This window comes from Micromonospora sp. DT178 (assembly GCF_049841695.1).
Lineage (GTDB): Bacteria > Actinomycetota > Actinomycetes > Mycobacteriales > Micromonosporaceae > Micromonospora.
In genome coordinates this window covers 174,922-194,754 of sequence record NZ_JBNCKV010000003.1, presented here as the reverse complement: position 1 = coordinate 194,754, position 19,833 = coordinate 174,922, and the positions used below count along the sequence as shown (strand labels likewise).

General features: G+C 73.1%; 17 protein-coding genes. 9 read left to right on the top strand and 8 right to left on the bottom strand.

Annotation, left to right across the window (positions count from 1 at the left end):
• Positions 1–37 precede the first annotated feature (37 nt).
• Positions 38–916 carry a glutamate ABC transporter substrate-binding protein gene (locus ACLQ22_RS07495; protein WP_425691608.1) on the bottom strand — a complete coding sequence of 293 codons (879 nt, stop codon included), beginning with the start codon at positions 914–916 and terminating at the stop codon, positions 38–40.
• Between the two features lie 58 nt (positions 917–974).
• On the bottom strand, positions 975–1,730 hold the full coding sequence (locus ACLQ22_RS07490; RefSeq protein WP_121395986.1) for an amino acid ABC transporter ATP-binding protein: 756 nt from the start codon (positions 1,728–1,730) through the stop codon (positions 975–977).
• A 184-nt stretch (positions 1,731–1,914) separates the two neighbouring features.
• Between ACLQ22_RS07490 and selD the strand changes: the two genes are divergently transcribed.
• Together selD and ACLQ22_RS07480 are read left to right on the top strand one after the other, a co-directional pair.
• Positions 1,915–2,910 (top strand): selenide, water dikinase SelD, encoded by a 996-nt coding sequence (selD, locus tag ACLQ22_RS07485; protein ID WP_425691607.1) that lies wholly within the window; start codon positions 1,915–1,917, stop codon positions 2,908–2,910.
• A 324-nt stretch (positions 2,911–3,234) separates the two neighbouring features.
• Positions 3,235–3,714 carry a hypothetical protein gene (locus ACLQ22_RS07480; RefSeq protein WP_366638545.1) on the top strand — a complete coding sequence of 160 codons (480 nt, stop codon included), beginning with the start codon at positions 3,235–3,237 and terminating at the stop codon, positions 3,712–3,714.
• Positions 3,715–3,793: 79 nt separating this feature from the next.
• Here ACLQ22_RS07480 and ACLQ22_RS07475 read toward each other — a convergent pair whose 3' ends face one another.
• Positions 3,794–4,024: a DUF2277 family protein gene (locus tag ACLQ22_RS07475; RefSeq protein WP_366638546.1), complete on the bottom strand. Its 231-nt coding sequence runs from the start codon at positions 4,022–4,024 to the stop codon at positions 3,794–3,796.
• 51 nt (positions 4,025–4,075) lie between these two features.
• Between ACLQ22_RS07475 and miaB the strand changes: the two genes are divergently transcribed.
• A complete protein-coding gene (gene miaB / locus ACLQ22_RS07470; RefSeq protein WP_425691606.1) occupies positions 4,076–5,602 on the top strand; it encodes a tRNA (N6-isopentenyl adenosine(37)-C2)-methylthiotransferase MiaB in 1,527 nt (508 codons plus the stop codon).
• A 54-nt stretch (positions 5,603–5,656) separates the two neighbouring features.
• Here the strand turns inward: miaB and ACLQ22_RS07465 are convergent, their stop codons facing one another.
• The 3 genes from ACLQ22_RS07465 to ACLQ22_RS07455 all read right to left on the bottom strand — a co-directional run bounded on the left by ACLQ22_RS07465 (position 5,657) and on the right by ACLQ22_RS07455 (position 10,083).
• Positions 5,657–6,616 (bottom strand): pectate lyase family protein, encoded by a 960-nt coding sequence (locus ACLQ22_RS07465; RefSeq protein WP_425691605.1) that lies wholly within the window; start codon positions 6,614–6,616, stop codon positions 5,657–5,659.
• A gap of 275 nt (positions 6,617–6,891) precedes the next feature.
• Positions 6,892–8,505, bottom strand: a complete 1,614-nt coding sequence (locus ACLQ22_RS07460) for a cellulase family glycosylhydrolase (RefSeq protein ID WP_425691604.1) — start codon at positions 8,503–8,505, stop codon at positions 6,892–6,894.
• 369 nt (positions 8,506–8,874) lie between these two features.
• The gene (locus ACLQ22_RS07455) at positions 8,875–10,083 is read right to left on the bottom strand and encodes a DUF349 domain-containing protein (RefSeq protein WP_425691603.1); all 1,209 of its coding nucleotides are present in this window, start codon (positions 10,081–10,083) and stop codon (positions 8,875–8,877) included.
• A gap of 352 nt (positions 10,084–10,435) precedes the next feature.
• Between ACLQ22_RS07455 and ACLQ22_RS07450 the strand changes: the two genes are divergently transcribed.
• Genes ACLQ22_RS07450 through dapF form a run of 3 tightly spaced genes read left to right on the top strand, consistent with a single transcriptional unit; the run spans position 10,436 to position 12,934 of the window.
• Entirely contained in the window at positions 10,436–11,155 is a 720-nt protein-coding gene (locus ACLQ22_RS07450) for a hypothetical protein (protein WP_425691602.1), read from the top strand.
• Positions 11,140–12,078, top strand: a complete 939-nt coding sequence (gene miaA, locus ACLQ22_RS07445) for a tRNA (adenosine(37)-N6)-dimethylallyltransferase MiaA (RefSeq protein ID WP_425691789.1) — start codon at positions 11,140–11,142, stop codon at positions 12,076–12,078. Before ACLQ22_RS07450 ends, miaA begins: the two co-directional genes overlap by 16 nt.
• Before the next feature lie 7 nt (positions 12,079–12,085).
• The gene (gene dapF, locus ACLQ22_RS07440) at positions 12,086–12,934 is read left to right on the top strand and encodes a diaminopimelate epimerase (RefSeq protein ID WP_425691601.1); all 849 of its coding nucleotides are present in this window, start codon (positions 12,086–12,088) and stop codon (positions 12,932–12,934) included.
• 60 nt (positions 12,935–12,994) lie between these two features.
• On the opposite strand, the gene ACLQ22_RS07435 is transcribed toward dapF, so the two are convergent.
• Complete coding sequence (locus tag ACLQ22_RS07435; protein WP_366638559.1) at positions 12,995–14,461, bottom strand: NAD-dependent malic enzyme; 1,467 nt, start codon at positions 14,459–14,461, stop codon at positions 12,995–12,997.
• Positions 14,462–14,636: 175 nt separating this feature from the next.
• Here ACLQ22_RS07435 and hflX point away from each other — a divergent pair, with 175 nt between their 5' ends.
• Complete coding sequence (hflX, locus tag ACLQ22_RS07430; protein ID WP_425691600.1) at positions 14,637–16,088, top strand: GTPase HflX; 1,452 nt, start codon at positions 14,637–14,639, stop codon at positions 16,086–16,088.
• A gap of 51 nt (positions 16,089–16,139) precedes the next feature.
• Positions 16,140–17,831 carry a hypothetical protein gene (locus ACLQ22_RS07425; RefSeq protein WP_425691599.1) on the top strand — a complete coding sequence of 564 codons (1,692 nt, stop codon included), beginning with the start codon at positions 16,140–16,142 and terminating at the stop codon, positions 17,829–17,831.
• A 102-nt stretch (positions 17,832–17,933) separates the two neighbouring features.
• Here the strand turns inward: ACLQ22_RS07425 and lexA are convergent, their stop codons facing one another.
• Positions 17,934–18,716, bottom strand: coding sequence for a transcriptional repressor LexA (lexA, locus tag ACLQ22_RS07420; protein ID WP_121395974.1), 783 nt, complete (start codon positions 18,714–18,716; stop codon positions 17,934–17,936).
• A 567-nt stretch (positions 18,717–19,283) separates the two neighbouring features.
• Between lexA and nrdR the strand changes: the two genes are divergently transcribed.
• A complete protein-coding gene (gene nrdR, locus ACLQ22_RS07415; protein ID WP_121395973.1) occupies positions 19,284–19,784 on the top strand; it encodes a transcriptional regulator NrdR in 501 nt (166 codons plus the stop codon).
• Positions 19,785–19,833 lie beyond the last annotated feature (49 nt).

The following is a 19,833-nucleotide window of genomic DNA, read 5'->3' as shown; positions in this document are numbered from 1 at the left end:
CGGTCTTCCTCCCCACCCTCCAGATCAACGGATCAGCTCAGTAGCGGTCGACGGTCGGCGCGGAACCCAGCTCGGCACCGAACTTGCCGGCGGTGTCGTCCCAGGCCTTCTTCCAGCTGCCGTCGGCGAACGCCTTCTCCAGCGTGTCGTTGACGAAGTTGCGGAAGTCGGTGTCCTCCTTCTTCACCCCGAGGCCGTACGGCTCCTTGGTGAAGTTCTCGCCGGCCAGCTTGAACGACGCCTCGTCCTTGGCGATGTAGCCGAGCAGGATCACGTTGTCCGTGGTGACGGCGTCGACCTGGCCGCCCTTGAGGGCGTCGCGGCACTTGTCGTAGGTGTCGAAGAGCACCAGCTGGGTGCCGACGTCCTTGACGTACTTCTTGATCTCCTCGGCCGGCGTGGAGCCGGTGACCGAGCAGACCTTCTTGGTGCCGTCCTTGAACGAGTCCGGCCCGGTGATGGCGGCTTCGTCCTTCTTCACCATGATGTTCTGGCCGGCCTCGTAGTAAGGACCGGCGAACGCGATGCGCTCCTTGCGCTTGGGGTTGATCGTGTAGGTGGCGGCGACCAGGTCGACGGTGCCGTTCACGATCACGTCCTCGCGGACCTTCGAGGGGGCCTCGACCCACTCGATCTTGTCCTCGGGGATGCCCAGCTCCTTGACGATGATCTTCGCGACCTCGACGTCGAAGCCCTCCGGCTTGCCGGACAGGCCCTTCTGGCCGAAGCCGGGCTGGTCGAACTTCGTGCCGATCTTGATGGCCTGGGCCTTGTTGAGGCGCTCCATCGTGCTGCCGGCGGCGAAGGACTTGCTGCCGGCGCCGGTGCCCTCGTCGGCGTCGTCGCCACCGCAGGCGGTCATGCCGAGCGCCAGGGTGGCGGCCGCCGCGAGCGCCGCTACGCGCGTGATACGCATGTTGATCTCCTTCTTCGACGGAACCCGCCGGGGGACGGCGCGCTCCAGGTACGGACGCCTAGTGCGTGAGGATCTTGGAGAGGAAGTCCCTGGCCCGCTCGCTGCGCGGGTTGGCGAAGAACTCGGCCGGCGGGGCGTCCTCGACCAGCTGCCCGTCGGCCATGAAGATGACGCGGTTCGCCGCGTGCCGGGCGAAGCCCATCTCGTGGGTCACCACGACCATGGTCATGCCCTCGCGGGCCAGCGACGTCATCACGTCCAGCACCTCGCCGACCATCTCCGGGTCCAGCGCGCTGGTCGGCTCGTCGAAGAGCATCGCCTTGGGCTGCATGGCCAGCGCCCGGGCGATCGCCACCCGCTGCTGCTGACCGCCGGAGAGCTGGGCCGGGAACTTGTCGGCCTGGTTGGCGATGCCCACCCGGTCGAGCAGGGCCAGTCCGCGCTCGCGCGCCGCCGCCGGCTTCTCCTTGCGGACCTTGACCGGCCCGAGGGTGACGTTCTCGAGGATCGTCTTGTGCGCGAAGAGGTTGAACGACTGGAACACCATGCCGACCTCGCTGCGCAGCTTCGCCAGCGCCTTGCCCTCGGCCGGCAGCGGCTGCCCGTCGAAGGTGATCGTGCCGGAGCTGATCGGTTCGAGGCGGTTGATGGTGCGGCACAGCGTCGACTTGCCGGAGCCCGACGGGCCGATCACCACGACCACCTCGCCGCGCCCGACCGACAGTGAGACGTCGTCCAGCACGTGCAGCGGCCCGAACCACTTGTTGACCGAGTCCAGCACGATGAGCGGTTCGCCCGTCGTCACGTCGTTCACCGTCCCTGTCGTCGCGCGGGGTCGGGTGACCCCCGGTTGGGCAACTGTAGGCGGGGGGATGTGGCGGTACGCAACTCAGTTGGTCACGGAGCGATAACACCAGTTCGTAACGGGGTCAAGAGTCCGATTTTGACCGCGCTCCGGCCCGCCCGCGTAGCGGGGACGGGGCGGCCGGGGAGATCATGTGGGGATGACGGAACCGGTACGGCTCACCCGGTACGCCCGGGGAGGCGGCTGCGCGTGCAAGATCCCCCCGGGGGAGTTGGAGACGATGGTCGCCGGGCTCGGCCCGGCCACCGGCACCGCCGAGCTGCTCGTCGGGCTCGACCACGGCGACGACGCCGCGGTGGTCCGGCTCGACGAGCGCACCGGCCTGGTCACCACGGCCGACTTCTTCACCCCGGTGGTCGACGACGCGTACGACTGGGGGCGCATCGCCGCGACCAACGCCCTCTCCGACGTGTACGCCATGGGCGGCACCCCCCTCGTCGCGCTCAACCTGCTCTGCTGGCCGCGCGACGTGCTCCCGCTGGAGCTGGCCCGGGAGGTGCTGCGCGGCGGGCAGGACGTGGCCCGCGACGCCGGCTGCCACCTCGCCGGCGGGCACAGCGTCGACGACGAGGGCCCCAAGTACGGGCTGGCAGTCACCGGGGTGGTCCGGCCGGAGGAGCTGATCACCCTGGACGCGGGCCGGGCGGGACTGCCGCTGTCGCTGACCAAGCCCCTCGGCGTCGGGGTGCTCAACACCCGGCACAAGGCCACCGGCGAGAGCTTCCCCGAGGCGGTCGCCGCGATGACCACCCTCAACCGGGACGCGGCGCGGGCCGCGGTGGCGGCCGGCGTCCGCTGCGGCACCGACGTGACCGGCTTCGGCCTGCTCGGGCACGCGTCCAAGCTGGCCCGGGCGAGCCGCCTGACGGTGGCGATCGACGCGGCCCGGGTGCCCTACCTGGCCGGCGCCCGGGAGGCGGTGCGCGACGGGCACGTCAGCGGCGGCAGCCGGCGCAACCTGGAGTGGGTCACCCCGTGGACCGACTTCGGCGGTGTGCGCGAGGAGGAGCGGCTGCTGCTGGCCGACGCGCAGACCTCGGGCGGCCTGCTGGTCGCGGGCGAGCTGCCGGGCGCCACCGTGGTCGGCGAGCTGCTGCCGCCCGGGGAGCACCGCGTGGTCGTGCGCTGAGGACGGCCCGCCCCGGCCCTGGCCGCCGCTTCGGCGACCGGATGACGCCTGCCCCGTGCCGTCGGCGCGGGGCGGTCGTCGGGCCGGGCGCGGCCAGGGCCGGGCCGGAAGGATCTCCTCCGGCCGGCGTGTGGCGTCCGGAGCGGGCCACCGTACCCGATAAACTGTCACCTTTCCGCTACTCGGAGCAACGGCGCTCGAGGAAATTTTGCCCGGAATGGTCACAGACCGGTAACTTGCCCCCGGCTGAGGTCATATGCACCCCACCATCGTCAGTAAGGCCCGATCCGGAGGCCGGTGGGACGAGCACAGCGAGGAGGCGGCATGACCGAGCTGTGGAACTGGAGAATCGAGCAGGTGCGGCCGGTGGAGGTCTACCCGGCACTGGCCGAGGCGCTCGGCCGGGTGGTGATGCCCCTGGCGGCGGCGGACCCCACCCGCCTGCCGACGTACGCGGTGATCTGCGACGTCTGGCAGGCGCCGGGGGAGTTCGCCACGATCGTGGACTGCTACGGGGTGCCCGAAGGGCTGCCCGAACACGGCAGCATCGCCGCGCTGGCGCGGCTGCTGGACCGCAACTGCCTGCTGCGCGACGACACGCTCGACGCTGGGCGGCACCTGCTCGTCGCGCCCGACGGCACGATCCGGCCGGTGCACTTCGACGTCCGGGAGACCGACGACGGCGAGGTGCTCGCCGACCAGCGGCTGTGCACCGACGCCGATCCCCGCTGTCGCGGCTGGTCGCAGTGCCACCGCTCGCGCTGGGCGCCGGACTCGGTGCTTCCGGCGCTCGCCGCCGCCTGACCCGGCCCGCCGGCCCTGCCGGGGCGTCCGGCCCCGGGGTCTCCGGCGGGCGACGAGGCCTCGTCGCCCGGCGGCGGGGTCAGCCCGCCGGGCTGGCGGAGCGGCCGCCGCGCACCTCCAGCTCGGCGAGCAGGGTCGCGGTGGCCGCGGCGACGGCGGCGACCGCCGCGTCGAAGGCCGCGGCGTTGTGGGCGGCGGGCTTGCGGAAACCCGAGATCTTGCGGACGTACTGCAACGCCGCGGCGTCGACGTCGGCGGGGGTCACCTCGGCGACGTACGGCTCACGCAGGGTCTTGATGCTCCGGCACACGGCTCCTCCTCGTTTAGTCCGGTCGGTGGGCCCGGATACGCTGTCCGGGTCATGACTACCGCAGCGGCGAGCAGCCCGCGCACCTATCAGGTGCGCACCTACGGCTGCCAGATGAACGTGCACGACTCCGAGCGCATCTCCGGCCTGCTGGAGCAGGCGGGCTACGTGCGCGCCGCCGAAGCCGACGAGAACCCGGACGTGGTGGTGTTCAACACCTGCGCCGTCCGGGAGAACGCCGACAACCGGCTCTACGGCAACCTCGGTCACCTGCGCCCCGTCAAGGCCAGGCACCCGGGGATGCAGATCGCCGTGGGCGGCTGCCTCGCCCAGAAGGACCGGGGCGAGATCGTCCGCAAGGCGCCCTGGGTCGACGTGGTGTTCGGCACGCACAACATCGGGTCGCTGCCGGTGCTGCTGGACCGGGCCCGGCACAACGCGGCGGCCGAGGTGGAGATCCTCGAGTCCCTCGACGTCTTCCCCTCGACGCTGCCCACCCGGCGCGAGTCCACGTACGCCGGCTGGGTGTCGATCTCCGTCGGCTGCAACAACACCTGCACGTTCTGCATCGTGCCCTCTCTGCGGGGCAAGGAGAAGGACCGCCGCCCCGGCGACATCCTCTCCGAGGTCCGCGCCCTGGTCGACGAGGGCGTGCTGGAGGTGACCCTGCTCGGGCAGAACGTCAACTCCTACGGCGTCGAGTTCGGCGACCGGCTCGCCTTCGGCAAGCTGCTGCGCGCCTGCGGCGACATCGAGGGGCTGGAGCGGGTGCGGTTCACCAGCCCGCACCCGAAGGACTTCACCGACGACGTGATCGCCGCGATGGCCGAGACGCCCAACGTCTGCCACTCCCTGCACATGCCGCTCCAGTCCGGCTCCGACGACGTGCTGCGGGCCATGCGCCGCTCGTACCGGGCCGACCGCTACCTGGGCATCATCGAAAAGGTCCGGGCGGCGATGCCGGACGCGGCGATCACCACCGACATCATCGTCGGCTTCCCCGGCGAGACCGACGCCGACTTCGAGCGCACCCTCGATGTGGTCCGCGAGGCCCGGTTCTCCTCCGCGTTCACCTTCCAGTACTCAAAGCGCCCCGGCACGCCGGCCGCCACGATGGACGGCCAGCTGCCCAAGCAGGTCGTGCAGGAGCGCTACGAGCGGCTGATCGCCTGCGTGGAGGAGATCACCTGGGCGGAGAACAAGAAGTTGGTGGGGGAGACCGTCGAGGTGCTGGTCGCCGTCGGCGAGGGGCGCAAGGACGAGCGCACGGGCCGGATGTCCGGCCGCGCCCGCGACGGCCGCCTGGTCCACTTCGCCACCGGCGCGAACGGCCAGCACGGCGAGGCGGGCTCCCAGGCCGGGCGGATCCGCCCCGGCGACATCGTGCACACCACCATCACCTACGCCGCCCCGCACCACCTGAACGCCGACGGTGAGCCGCTGTCGCACCGGCGCACCCGGGCCGGCGACGCGGCCGAGGCGGGGCGCGCCCCGCGTACGCCGGGGGTGCTGCTCGGGCTGCCCACGATCGGCGCGCCGGCCGTGGCGCCCGCGCCGACGACCGGCTGCGCCGCGCACTGACCCGCGACCGGCCGGGGCCCGCACGCGCGGGCCCCGGCCGGTGCGCTCGGCCGGTCAGACCTGGATCCGACCGGCGCCCGCGCCGGCGGTCACGATGGACTTCACGCTGCTCGCGGCGTCCAGGCTGTACGAGTACGGGATGCTCCTGACGCTGCCGCCGGCCTGGCCGCTGCCGGAGTTGACGAAGTGGTTGTTCCGGGCGACCAGCGTGCCCGGGCCGGAGTCGCCCTCACCGAGGTGGTACGGGTCGTCGACGTTCTCGAAGTAGTTGCCCTCGACGAGCACCCCGGCGTTCTCCGTGGACGCCACGCCGTAGCCGCCGTTGCTGTCGTAGTAGTTGTTGAACACGTGGACGGGGTTGCCGAAGCGGACCCGGGGGTGGCGCTGGGTGCTCTCGTCGAACCAGTTGTGGTGGTAGGTCACCCGCAGGTGGCCGGTGTCCTGGCTGCCGTTGCTGTCGCTGTGCCCGAGCAGCATCGACTTGTCGTGGTCGTAGACCCGGTTCCACGACACCGTGATGAAGTCCGAGCCGCGCTTGATGTCGACCGCGCCGTCGTAGCCGTTGGTGAAGCTGTTGTGGTCGATCCAGACGTTGGTGGCCGACTCCTGCACGTTGATCGCGTCGTCGTTCCAGTTCCGGAAGGTCAGGTTCCGGATGATGACGTTGCGGTCGCCGCTGATGTTGAAGCCGCAGCCGGAGATGGTCGCGCCGGGGTTGCCGAGGATGGTCTTGTGGGACCGCACCCGCAGCATGCCGGAGCAGGAGATGGTGCCGGAGACCCGGATCACCGCCGCGCTGCTGGAGCCGACCGCGCTGGTCAGGGCGGAGGCGGTGGTCACGGTGACGGGGTTGCCGCTGCCGCCGGTGGTGCCGCCGTTCTGGGTGGCCCAGCCGACCAGCCCGGTGGGGGCGGCCGAGGCGGGTGCGGTGCCGGCGGTCAGCGCCCCCGCGGCGAGCAGCGCGGCGCTGGCGGCGGCGGTGAGCAGGATGGTGCGACGTCGGGACGTACGCATGGTGCTTCCCTTCGGTGGTGGCGGGCTCGCGGACCGTGGGCCGACCCTGCGACGCCGTGCCCGGTGGCGTCTGGTCGGCGGGGACGGCGGTCGGCGGCCCCGCGGATGCGGACTGGCTACGCGAAGTTGCGGCTCCCGTGCTGGCGCTCACGTGCAATCAGGTAAGCGCTTTCCTGATGTAAACACAGACGCTCATCGATGTAAAGGCCTGGCTCCGTCCGTACGCGCAGCGGCGGCCGTCCCCGAGGGGAACGGCCGCCGACGCGGAGGTGGGATCAGCAGGCGACGCCGTTGAGCTTCACCGCGCCCGGCGCGGCGGACGCGCCGTTGGCGGTGAAGCCGACGGTCACCGCGGCGCCGGGTGCCAGCGCACCGGCCCAGGTCGGGGCCGCCGCCGTCACCGTGGTGCCGGACTGGGTCACCGTGGCGTTCCAGCCGCTGGCCAGGCTCACCCCGGCCGGCCAGGTCCAGGTGGCCTGCCACGGGTTGACCGTCGCGGTGCCGGTGTTCGTCACCGTCAGCTCCCCCTGGAAACCGCCCTGCCACGCGTTGACCTGCCGGTACGCGGCGGTGCAGCCGCCGCTGGGCGGCGGCGTCGAGGTCGGTGACGAGGTCGGCGTGGCCGTCGGCGTGCCGGTCGGGCCGCCCCCGCCGCCCACCGGCGGGATCAGGTACGGCTGGAGGATGGCCTGCTTGGTGGTGTTGATGTTCGTCCAGTCGTCGAGCGCGATGCCCCCGGTGTCACCGGAGTTCGGGTTCCACGACCAGTAGGTGAAGGACATCCCGTCGACCCCGGTGCCGGTGTAGGCCATCAGCTTCTCCAGCCACACCCGGTCCCGGGGGTCGGCCAGGGTGCTGCCGAACTCGCCCATCATGATCGGGGCGATGTTCTGCTTGTGCAGGTAGCCCCAGTACTTGTCCCAGATGCCCGGCAGGTTCGTCGGGAAGTCGGGGGACTTGAACCAGTTCTGCTCGAAGACCGAGGTGGCGTACTCGTGCGGCGAGTAGACCAGCCGGTGCGGCACGTCGAGCCGGACCGGGAAGTCCTTGGCCTTCGTCAGGTTGCCGCCCCACCAGCCGCAGTCCTCGTCGTTGCTCGGATCGTTGTCCCAGACGTTGGAGAGGCCGCCGCTGGGGCAGCTCACCCCCTCCACGAAGATCAGCCAGTTCGGCTGCACCGACAGGATCGCGTTGCCGGCCCGCTCGGCGGCCAGCCGCCAGTCCCGCGCCGGATCGCCGCAGCCCCAGCACGCGCCGGTGGCCGCCGGGTTCGTCCCCTCGGCGTGCGGCTCGTTGTGCAGGTCCGCCCCGATCACGGTGGTGTTGCCCGCGTACCGCTGGGCGAGCATCTTCCAGTCGTTGATCCAGGTCGCCTCGGAGACCGTCGGGGTGTACCAGAGCGCGGACTGGCCGGCCGAGGTCGGCCGGTGCCGGTCCAGGATGACCCGCATCCCCTTGCCGCCGGCGTAGTCGATGACCTTGTCGAGGATCTGCAACGGGGAGAGCCCGACCAGGTCCGGGTTGACGAAGTCGTTGATGCCACTGGCCGTGGCGCCCGGCTTTAGCGCGTCGTTCGAGTACGGCACGCGCAGCGTGTTGTAGCCGAGGCTGGCCATCTTGTCGACCTGCCCCCGCCACGGGTTGGTGGACCACAGCCCGTGGAAGGTCTTGTTGTCGGTCTCCATGCCGAACCAGTTGATGCCGGTGATGCGTACCGTCGCGCCGGTGCTGTCGACGATCTTGTTGCCGTCGGTGTGCAGGTAGCCGGTGCCGGTGCCGGCGGGGGCGGCGACGGCCGGGGTGGTGCTGACGGCGGCGGCGACGAGGACGCCGGCCGCGGCGGTGGCGAGCGCGGTGATCGCGCCGCCGAGGGCGCTGCGTCGGTGCATGCGAGCTCCACTTCGAACTGCCCGCCGCCGCCTCGGGCGGCGCGGGCGGGAACCGGGCGACGGCCGTCACGCTCCCTCAGGGAGTACGCGGACAGGGCGCGACGAGACGTGCCACGTGGGATGCGGCCGCTCGCGGTACCACCGGCGTCCCCCGACGACGCGGTGTGCGCCGCCGGCGCCCTCGCGCCGGTGCCGGACCTGGCTCCGCCGCTCATTCTGATCAGCGCGCCTCGATGCGTCAACCATTGCGGCCCCGGGCGGGCGCCTGCGGGCGGACAGGCGGAAGCCCCCGGTCCGTGGCGGATCGGGGGCTTCCGTGGTGGCTCGGCCCGAGGTGGCTCGGTGGCCGTCGTGATGGGTCGGTCCAGCTCAGCCGGCCTGCTCGGCGAGCTGGAGGAACTGCCGCTTGGAGGCGAGCGCCTGCTCGGCCTCCTTGACCCGCCGGGCGTCGCCGGCCGCCTGGGCCCGGGCCAGCCGCTCCTCGGCCTCGGCGACCTGCGCGCGCATCTGGGCGAGCAGGGGGTTGTCCTCCTTGGTGGTGCGCCGCCACGCGGAGTCCATGACCTCGCGGACCTTCTCGTCGATGGCGCGCAGCCGGCGCTCCAGCCCGGCCGCCGCCTCGCGGGGCACCCGGCCGGCCTCGTGCCACTGGGCCTGGATCTCCCGCAGCTTGGCCTGCGCGCCCTTCGGGTCGCCGTCGACGTCCAGCGCCTCGGCCTCGGCGAGCAGCGCCTGCTTGCGTTCCAGGTTGCCCCGCTGCTCGTTGTCGCGGGCGGAGAAGACCTCGCTGCGCCGGGTGAAGAACTCGTCCTGCGCGCCCCGGAACCGTTCCCAGAGCTTCTGCTCGGCCTCCTTGGAGGCCCGGGGAGCGGCCTTCCACTGGTTCATCAGTTCCTTGAGCTGGTTGGCGGTAGCCGCCCAGTCGGTCGAGTCCTTGAGCTTCTCGGCCTCGGCGACCAGCTCCTCCTTGGCCGTCTGCGCCTGCTTGCGCTGCGCGTCGAGGGAGGCGAAGTGGGCGCCCCGGCGACGGGTGAAGCCGTCGCGCGCGGCGGCGAACCGCTTCCACAGCTCGCCGTCGGCCTTCTTGTCGACCCCGCGGATGGTCTTCCACTCGTCGAGGATCTCCTTGAGCCGGTCCCCGGCGGTCTTCCAGCCGGTCGACTCGGCGGCCAGCTTCTCCGCCTCCTCCACGAGGGCCTGCTTGCGGGCGAGCGCCTCGCTGCGGGCGGCGTCCCGGGCGGCCTTGGCCTCGCCGGCCTTCTCCTCGGCCACCGTGGCGAGCCGGTCCAGCCGGGCGGCCAGCGCGTCGATGTCGCCGACGACGTGCGCCTCGGCCAGCGAGGCGCGGATCCGCCGGATGGTGGTCAGTGAATGGCCGGCGTCGGCGGCGCCCGAGTTGAGCCGGGCCTCCGTCAGGTTGACCTCGGTCACCAGGTCGTCGAAGCGGCGGGCGAAGTGGGCCAGCCCCTCCTCGGGCGCTCCCGCCTGCCAGGATCCGACCACCCGCTCGCCGTCGGCGGTCTTGACGTACACGGTGCCGTCCGCGTCCACCCGTCCGAAGGCAGTCCAGTCGCTCATGTGCCCATCCTCGTTCTCCCGGCGTCGGGGAGCAGTCCCGCGATCGCCGCCACGGCGCAGCATAGTTTCCCCCGGCATTGTCACAGGTACGACCCCGTTCCCGTCGAGCGCCTATCGCCGACCGTGACCATACGGTGTCCTAGCGCCCGCGGACAGGCTCCCTGGGAGGAGTGTCGGAATCCGGGCGTACGAGTGTCGGCACGGGCGGGCGTCGTCGTCGGCGCGGCGCCCCGGCCACCGAGGCGACCCGACCGCGTGGCGATCCGCCGGGGAGGGACCCGACGGGGCGGTGGCCGCGCCGAGAGCCCCGGGTGCGGGGCGCGCGGCGCCGTCGTGCCGATACCGTTGCCGGGTGCCCCTGGTCGCCGCTGCCGTCTGCCCCCACCCGCCGCTGATCGTCCCCGAGCTGGCCGGCGCCGCCGCGCCCGAGCTGGACGAGCTCCGCGCCGCCTGCGACGCCGCCGTCGCCGGGCTGCTCGCCGCCGGCCCCGAGGTGATCGTCCTGGTCGGCGGCGGGCCGGAGACCACCCGCTTCAACGCGGCCGATCACGGCTCGCTGCGCCAGTACGGCCTCGACCGGCACGTGCGGTTGTGGAAGGTGAACTGCGCCGGTGGCGAGCGGCTGCCGCTGAGCCTGACCGTCGGCGCGTGGCTGCTCGGTCGCTCCCGCACCGAGCTGCCCCGGCTGGCCCGCTCCGTCGCGTCCGACGCCTCCCCGGCCGAGTGCGCCGAGCTGGGGGCGGCGCTCGGCGCGGCGACGGAGCCGCGTACCGCCCTGCTGGTGACGGGGGACGGGTCGGCCTGCCGCGGCCCGAAGTCGCCCGGCTACGACGACCCGCGCGCCGAGGCGTACGACGACGGGGTCGCCCGCGCCCTGGCCGACGCGGACGCCGGGGCCCTGCTCGACCTGGACCCGGCCCTGTCGGCGGAGCTGAAGGCCGCCGGCCGCGCGCCCTGGCAGGTGCTGGCCGGCGCGGTGCGCGCGACGGGCGGCGACTGGCGCGGCGAGCTGCGCCACCACTCGGCGCCCTACGGCGTCGCCTACCTCGTGTCGTCCTGGACGCCGGCGTGACCACCCGCCCACCGGCCGGGACGGTCGTCGCCGTGGTCGGGCCGACGGCGGCCGGCAAGTCGGCGCTGAGCATCGCCCTCGCGCACGCCCTCGACGGCGAGGTGGTCAACGCCGACTCGATGCAGCTCTACCGGGGCATGGACGTGGGCACCGCCAAGCTCACCCCGGCCGAGCGCGAGGGGGTGCCGCACCACCTGCTGGACATCTGGGACGTCACCGAGCCGGCGAGCGTCGCGGAATACCAGCGGCTGGCCCGCGCCGCCGTCGACGACGTCCTGGCCCGGGGCCGGGTGCCGCTGCTGGTCGGCGGCTCCGGCCTCTACGTGCGGGCGGTGCTGGAACGCTTCGAGTTCCCCGGCACCGACCCGGCGGTGCGCGAGCGGCTGGAACGGGAACTGGCCGAGGTCGGCCCCGCGCCCCTGTACGCCCGGCTGCGCGAGGCCGACCCGGCCGCCGCGGCGGGGATCCTGCCCGGCAACGGCCGGCGGATCGTGCGCGCCCTGGAGGTCATCGAGCTGACCGGGGCGCCGTTCACCGCCGCGCTGCCCGACCCCACCCCGTACTACCCGTCCGTGCAGCTCGGGGTGGACCTGGACACCGCCCTGCTGGACGAGCGGATCGCCCTGCGGGTGGACCGGATGTGGGCCGACGGCCTGGTCGCCGAGACCCGGGACCTGGTCGCGCGCGGCCTGCCCGAGGGCCGTACGGCCAGTCGCGCGCTCGGCTACCAGCAGGTGCTGCGCTTCCTCGCCGGGGAGCTGACCGAGGCCGAGGCGCACGACGAGACCGTCCGGGCCACCCGGCGCTTCGTCCGGCGGCAGCGCTCCTGGTTCCGCCGCGACCCGCGGATCCACTGGCTGGACGCGTCGGCGCCGGACCTGATCCCGGCCGCCCTGCGCCTGGTTCCCGCCCCTGCGCGATGATGGGGACGTGCAGTTCACCAAGGGCCACGGCACCGGCAACGACTTCGTCATCCTGCCCGATCCGGACAACCGGCTCGACCTGACACCGGGGCTGGTCGCGGCCCTCTGCGACCGGCGACGCGGCCTCGGCGGCGACGGCGTGCTGCGGGTGGTCCGGGCGGCCGCCCATCCGGAGGGCGCCGGGACGTCCGGCGAGGCCGAGTGGTTCATGGACTACTGGAACGCCGACGGGTCGTTCGCGGAGATGTGCGGCAACGGCGCCCGAGTCTTCGTCCGCTACCTGGTCGCCTCCGGGCTGGCCGAGCCGGAGGAAGGGACGCTGCCGGTGGCGACCCGGGCCGGCGTCGTGCGCGCGCTGGTCACGGCCGACGCCATCGCCGTCGAGATGCGTCGCCCCCGGCTGTACGACACGGCGACCGCCACCCTCGGCGGGCTGACCCTGCCCGGCACGGCCGTGGACGTGGGCAACCCGCACCTGGTCTGCGCGCTGCCGGCCGGGCTGGAGCTGACCGCGCTCGACCTCACCCGGGCCCCCGACGTCGACCCGGTGGTCTTCCCGGCCGGGGTGAACGTGGAGTTCACGGCGCCGGGCGAGCCCGTCGACGGCACCGACGGCCACGTGCTGATGCGGGTGTACGAGCGCGGCTCCGCCGAGACGCTCTCCTGCGGCACGGGCGCCTGCGCGGTGGCCGCGGTGGCCCTGCGCGACGCGGGCCGGGACACCGGCGTGCTGGCGGTGGACGTCCCCGGCGGACGCCTGTCGGTCACGGTGACCGAGGACTCCTGCTGGCTGGCCGGCCCGGCCACCCTGGTAGCCACCGGCACCCTCGACCCCACCACCCTCACGACCCCCTGACCGCACCTCCCACCCCCGCCCCTCCCCAGGGCGGCGGGGAGGGGCGGGGGTGAGGTGGGATCAGGGGGTGGCGCTGGCTTCGGCGGCGATCTCGGGGAGGTCGGCGGGGCCCGGGTCGGCGGCGGGGGCCGGGGCCGGGTTCTGGGCGGCGGCGCGGACCGCCGCGGCGACCGCCGGGGAGACCCGTGAGTCGAAGACGCTGGGCACGATCACCGTCGGGTTGATCTTGTCCTCGCCGACCACGTCCGCGATGGCCCGGGCCGCCGCGATCGCCATCTCCTCGGTGAACTCCTCGGCGTGCGCGTCCAGCATGCCCCGGAAGACGCCCGGGAAGGCGAGCACGTTGTTGATCTGGTTCGGCTGGTCGGAGCGGCCGGTGGCGACCACGGCGGCGTGCTTGCGCGCCTCCCGCGGGTCGACCTCCGGGTCCGGGTTGGCCAGCGCGAAGACGATCGAGTCCTTGGCCATCGTGGCGATGTCGTCGCCGGTGAGCAGGTTCGGCGCGCTCACCCCGATGAAGACGTCCGCGCCGCGTACCGCCCCGGCCAGGTCGCCGGAGTAGTTCTCCTTGTTGGTGTTCTCGGCCAGCCACTGCCAGGCCGGGTTGAGCCCGCTCTGGCCGCGGTGCAGAGCGCCCTGCCGGTCGTACGCGATGATGTCGCCGACGCCCTGGCGCAGCAGCAGCTTCATGATCGCGGTGCCGGCCGCGCCCGCGCCGGAGACCACGACCCGGACGTCCGCGAGCTGCTTGCCCACGACGCGCAGCGCGTTGGTCAGCGCGGCCAGCACGCAGATCGCGGTGCCGTGCTGGTCGTCGTGGAAGACCGGGATGTCCAGCGCCTCGCGCAGCCGCGCCTCGATCTCGAAGCAGCGCGGCGCGGCGATGTCCTCCAGGTTGATTCCGCCGTACGCCGGGGCGATCGCCTTGACGATCTGCACGATCTCGTCGGTGTCCTGGGTGTCGAGCACCACCGGCCAGGCGTCCACCCCGCCGAAGCGCTTGAACAGCGCGGCCTTGCCCTCCATCACCGGCAGCGACGCCGCCGGCCCGAGGTTGCCCAGGCCCAGCACGGCGGAGCCGTCGCTGACCACGGCCACGGTGTTGCGCTTGATGGTCAGCCGGCGGGCGTCGGCCGGGTTCTCCGCGATCGCCATGCAGACCCGCGCCACCCCCGGGGTGTACGCCCGGGACAGCTCGTCGCGGTTGCGCAGCGCCACCTTCGAGCTGACCTCGATCTTGCCGCCGAGGTGCAGGAGGAAGGTCCGGTCGGAGACCTTGCGCACGTCCACGCCGTCCAGCGCCGTCAACGCGTCGACCACCTGGTCGGCGTGGCTGGCGTCGGCGGTGTCGCAGGTCAGGTCGACGAGCACGTGGGTCGGGTCGGAGTCCACCACGTCGAGCGCGGTGACGATCGCCCCGGCCTCACCCACGGAGGTGGTCAGCCGGCCGATCGAGGACGCGTCCGCCGGCACGGCGATCCGAATCGTGATCGAGAATCCGGCACTTGGAAGTCGGGTGATGGCCACGGGATCCCTCCGTCGACGCTGAACGGCTCGCCCCGCATTTCTACTCGCCCCGGCCGGCCCCTCCGGCATCCGCCCCCACTTTTGTGGCCCGTTCGAGCGGGCATATAGCGGGTGCGTTCCGCGTTGGCACATGTCAGGATTGCTCGGTACGTGACAGAACGGACAGGAGAACGGCTTGCGCAACCAGGAGACCCTTCTTCCCTACGAGGACGACGAGCTCGACGCCACCACCGGTGAGTTCGAGCTGTCGGAGCGGCAGGCGCTGCGGCGGGTCCCCGGCCTCTCCACCGAGCTCGCGGACATCACCGAGGTCGAGTACCGCCAACTGCGCCTGGAGCGCGTGGTCCTCGTCGGCGTCTGGACCGAGGGCTCGCAGAGCGACGCCGAGAACTCCCTCACCGAGCTGGCCGCGCTGGCGGAGACCGCCGGCTCGCAGGTGCTCGAGGGGCTGATCCAGCGGCGCACCCGCCCCGACCCCGCCACCTACGTCGGCCGGGGCAAGGTCGACGACCTCGGCTCGGTCGTGCTCTCCACCGGCGCCGACACGGTGATCTGCGACGGTGAGCTGTCGCCGTCCCAGCTGCGCAACCTTGAGCAGCGCACCAAGGTCAAGGTGGTCGACCGCACCGCGCTGATCCTCGACATCTTCGCTCAGCACGCCAAGAGCAGGGAGGGCAAGGCGCAGGTCGAGCTGGCCCAGCTCGAATACCTGCTGCCGCGCCTGCGCGGTTGGGGTGAGACCCTCTCGCGGCAGACCGGTGGTAGCGGTCGCGGCGGTGGTGCCGGCGGCGGCGTGGGTCTGCGCGGCCCCGGTGAGACGAAGCTGGAGACCGACCGGCGCCGGATCCGCCACCGCATCGCCCGGCTGCGCCGGGAGATCAAGGGCATGAGGACGGTACGCCAGACCAAGCGTGCCCGGCGTTCCCGCAACGCCGTGCCGGCCGTGGCCATCGCCGGCTACACCAACGCCGGCAAGTCGAGCCTGCTCAACCGGCTGACCGGGGCGGGCGTGCTGGTGGAGAACGCGCTCTTCGCCACCCTTGACCCGACCACCCGCAAGGCCACCACGGCCGACGGGCGGCTCTACACGCTCTCCGACACGGTCGGGTTCGTCCGGCACCTGCCTCACCAGATCGTCGAGGCGTTCCGCTCGACCCTGGAGGAGGTCGCCGAGGCCGACCTGGTGGTGCACGTCGTCGACGGCACCCACCCGGATCCGGAGGAGCAGGTCCGGGCGGTCCACGAGGTGCTCGCCGAGGTGGGCGCCGACCGGCTGCCCGAGCTGCTGGTGGTCAACAAGACCGACGCCGCCGACGAGGAGACGCTGCTGCGGCTCAAGCGGCTCTGGCCGGAGGCGGTCTTCGTCTCCGCGCACACGGGTCGCGGCATCGACGGGCTGCGCGAGGCCGTCGAGTCGCGGCTGCCCCGCCCGGCCGTGGAGGTCCGCGCGGTGCTGCCGTACGACCGGGGCGACCTGGTGGCCCGGGTGCACCGTCAGGGCGAGGTGCTGAGCACCTCCCACCTGCCGGAGGGCACCCTGGTGCACGTCCGGGTCGGCGAGGCGCTCGCCGCCGAGTTGGTGCCGTTCCGGGCGGACGAGGGCCAGGCGGTCGCGGGCGCACGGTGACGGCCTCCCGGCGTCACGCGTCGGAAACGCCCGGCATGCGACACTGATTCAATGCGCCGCGCTGTTTCTTCGGTCACGGTCGCCCTCGGCTTGCTGGGGGCGACCGTGGCGTGTACCGGAGTCGCCCTGGCGGCGGCGCCCGCCTCGGCCGCGTCCCCGCTCGCGGCCGCCCCCGGCAAGAAGCGGTGCACGGTCACCGACGAGCGGCTGCGTGAGCTGTCGGGCCTGGTGGCCACCAAGAGCGGCTACATCGTGATCAACGACGGCACCGAGGTGGAGAGCCGCAAGCGGGTCTTCTTCCTCGACACCAAGTGCGGGATCTCGAAGGAGCCGGTCCGCTACTCGGGCGAGGGGCCGTTCGACACCGAGGACCTGGCGCTCTCCCCGGACGGCACGACGGTCTGGATCGCCGACACCGGTGACAACGTCACCAGCCGGGAGCGTCGCGAGCGGGTGGCGCTGTGGAGCATGCCGGTCAACGGGTCGAAGCGGCCGGTGCTGCACCGCCTCTCCTACCCGGAGGGCAAGCCGCACGACGCCGAGGCGCTGCTGATCGGCGACGACGGCAACCCGTTGATCATCACCAAGGTGATGTCCGGCAAGGCCCAGATCTTCACCCCCGCCGAGAAGATGAAGAGCGGGGACACCCCGGCCGTACCGATGAAGAAGGTCGGCGAGATCAGCCTGCCGGAGACCGACACGGACAACCGGCTCGGCGCCCCCGGCCGCGTGGCGATCACCGGCGCGGCCCGGTCCCCCGACGGCTCCCGGGTGGTGGTGCGCACCTACGCCGACGCCTTCGAGTACGACGTGACCGACGGCAACGTCGTGGCGGCCCTGACCGGCGGCACGCCCCGGGTGACGGCGCTCGCCGACCCGTTCGGTGAGGCGATCACCTACAGCCCCGACGGCAAGTCCTTCCTGACCGTCTCCGACGGCGGCCAGCTCGACGAGGACGCCCCGATCGACATCCTCGGTTACACGCCCTCCGCGGAGGGCGCGAAGCCGGTGGCCGGCGGGGGCGACGCCCCGAAGAAGGCCGGCCAGTCCTGGGTCGACGGCCTGAGCCTGAGCGACATCACGTACCTGATCGTCGCCGTGGGGGTGATCGGGGCGCTGATGGTGGCGGCGGGTGTCTTCGGCATCCTCCGGTCCCGGCGCAAGCCGGCGCCTCCCCGCGGCGACGACGGACCGGAGCGCGACGACGCCCTTGCCGACGACCGGCGCGGGCCGGCGGACGACGGCTTCCGTCCGCCGGGCGACCGGGGTCGGGGCGGCGTCTACGGCGGTGCGCCGGCGGCCGGTGTCTACGGCGGCCCGGCCGGTGGGCGCGGCGGTCCCGCGCCGGCCGGCGGCGGGGGCCCCGGTGGCGCCCGCCCGGCCGGCGGTGGCGTCTACGGTGGCGCCCGTCCGGCTGCTGGCGGCGGGGTCTACGGCGGCGGTCGTCCGCCCGTGGACGGACCGCCCGGCCTGGGCGGGCCGCCGCCCGGTGGCGGTGGCCGGCAGGGCGGTGGCGGCGGACGTCAGGGTGGCGGTCGCCCCGGTGCCGGTGTCTACGGTGGCGGGGGGCAGCCGGGCGGCGGCGTCTACGGCGGTGGCCGGGCGGAGCCGCCGCGGCGGGGCGACGAACCGGACCCCCGTGGCCAGCGGCGGGCCCGCCGGCGTGACGACGGCCCCGACGACGGTCGCGGCTACGGTCACGTGCCCGGTGGCGGCCGGGGCTACCGGGGCGACCGTTACTGAGGGCTCGGCCCGCCGGACACGGCGACGGACGCTCAGGCCCTGCGGTTGAGCGGCAACGGCGCCCGGGTGGCCGCCGAGGGCGGCCACCCGGGCGGCGGCGGATCAGATGCGGCGCAGCACCGCGACGACCCGGCCCATGATGGTGGCGTCGTCGCCGGGGATCGGGTCGAAGGCCGGGTTCTGCGGCATGAGCCAGACGTGCCCGTCGCGGCGGCGGTAGGTCTTCACGGTCGCCTCGCCGTCGAGCATGGCGGCGACGATGTCGCCGGCCTCGGCGGTCGGCTGCTGCCGGACCACGACCCAGTCGCCGTCGCAGATCGCCGCGTCCAGCATCGAGTCGCCCTTGACCTGGAGCATGAAGACCTCGCCCTCACCCACCAACTCGCGGGGGAGGGGGAAGATGTCCTCCACGGCCTGCTCGGCCAGGATCGGGCCACCGGCCGCGATCCGGCCCAGCATCGGCACGTAGGCCGGGGCGGGGCGCTGCGAGCGGGCCAGTTCCTCGTCGACGTCGGCGGGGGCCCGGACGTCCACGGCGCGCGGCCGGTTGGGGTCGCGGCGCAGGAAGCCCTTCTTCTCCAGCTCCTTGAGCTGGTAGGCGACGCTCGACGGCGAGACCAGGCCGACGGCCTCGCCGATCTCGCGCACGCTCGGCGGGTAGCCGTGCCGCTCGACCCAGGTGCGGATGAACTCCAGGATCCGGCGCTGCCGGGCGGTGAGATCCACCGTCGCGGGGTCGGGGAAGGCGCTGACCACCGGGGTGACCGGGCGCACGGCGGGCTGCCCGGTCCGGCTGCGCGCGGCGCCCCGGCGTCGGGTGGCCGGCGGTCCCGCCTCGGTGATCTGCTGCGGGCTCTTCGGCCGGCTGGCCCGATCCTCGGTCACGTCCGTCCTCCCTGGTCGGCGCTGGGTGCCTTGGCGGCTCGTGGTGCGTGCGGTGGTGCGAGCTGACCGGTGGACGGAGGATTCCGCGCCCGGTTGTTCAAGACCGTATAGGTGAGATCGGTCATTTTCAAACATCTGTACGACCTTGCTCGGCGTGTCGGCGTGAAAAACCGCTCCGCTCGTACTCGTGTTCTGATAAATGGTACGCCGGGTCGAACGGGTGTTCGACTTCCGTCCGTTCGTCGGCCGTTTCGCCCCGACCGGACCGGTAACCCGCGGGGGCGTCGGACGGTTGGTCCTCCGGCGGGCGGCGGTGCCGGTCGCCCCGGGAGTCGGGTGACGCGCCGGACACGCCGGCCAACTTGACCTCCGATCCGCAGCGGCCTACGGTCGACCCCTAGATGTAGTAGTCACACGGGCGTAAGTCGCCTACAGGTTGGGTTCGACTACCGACCGCACTCCGGCACCGTCGACACGGCGAAGACCATCGGCAGATGGCTCCGTCGCGCTGACGCGTGCCCGGGAAGCGGTCGGCGGGCCCGCGATCGATGAAGGAGGTCGGGTGCGATGCGGTGTCCGTACTGCCGACACGCCGACTCCCGGGTGGTCGACTCGCGGGAGGCCGACGACGGCCAGTTGATCCGCCGGCGGCGATCCTGCCCGGAGTGCGGCAAGCGGTTCACCACCGTCGAGGAGGCGGTCCTCGCGGTCGTCAAGCGCAGCGGGGTGACCGAGCCGTTCAGCCGTACGAAAATCATCGGCGGGGTGCGCAAGGCGTGCCAGGGCCGGCCCGTGGACGACGACTCGATCGCGCTGCTCGCGCAGAAGGTCGAGGAGACCGTCCGGGCCAAGGGGGCCGCCGAGATCCCCAGCCACGAGGTGGGGCTGGCCATCCTGGGCCCGTTGCGGGACCTGGACGAGGTCGCCTACATGCGGTTCGCCAGCGTCTACCGGTCGTTCGACTCGCTCGCCGACTTCGAGCGCGAGATCGAGACGCTGCGGGCCGCCGCGCGCGCCCGGGAGGGCGCCGGGGCCGACGCGGCCGAGGCCGCCGGCCGTACCAGTTGAAGTTTCTCTTGCAGGTGATGACAGTCGGATCGGGCGGCGGGTGGCCGTG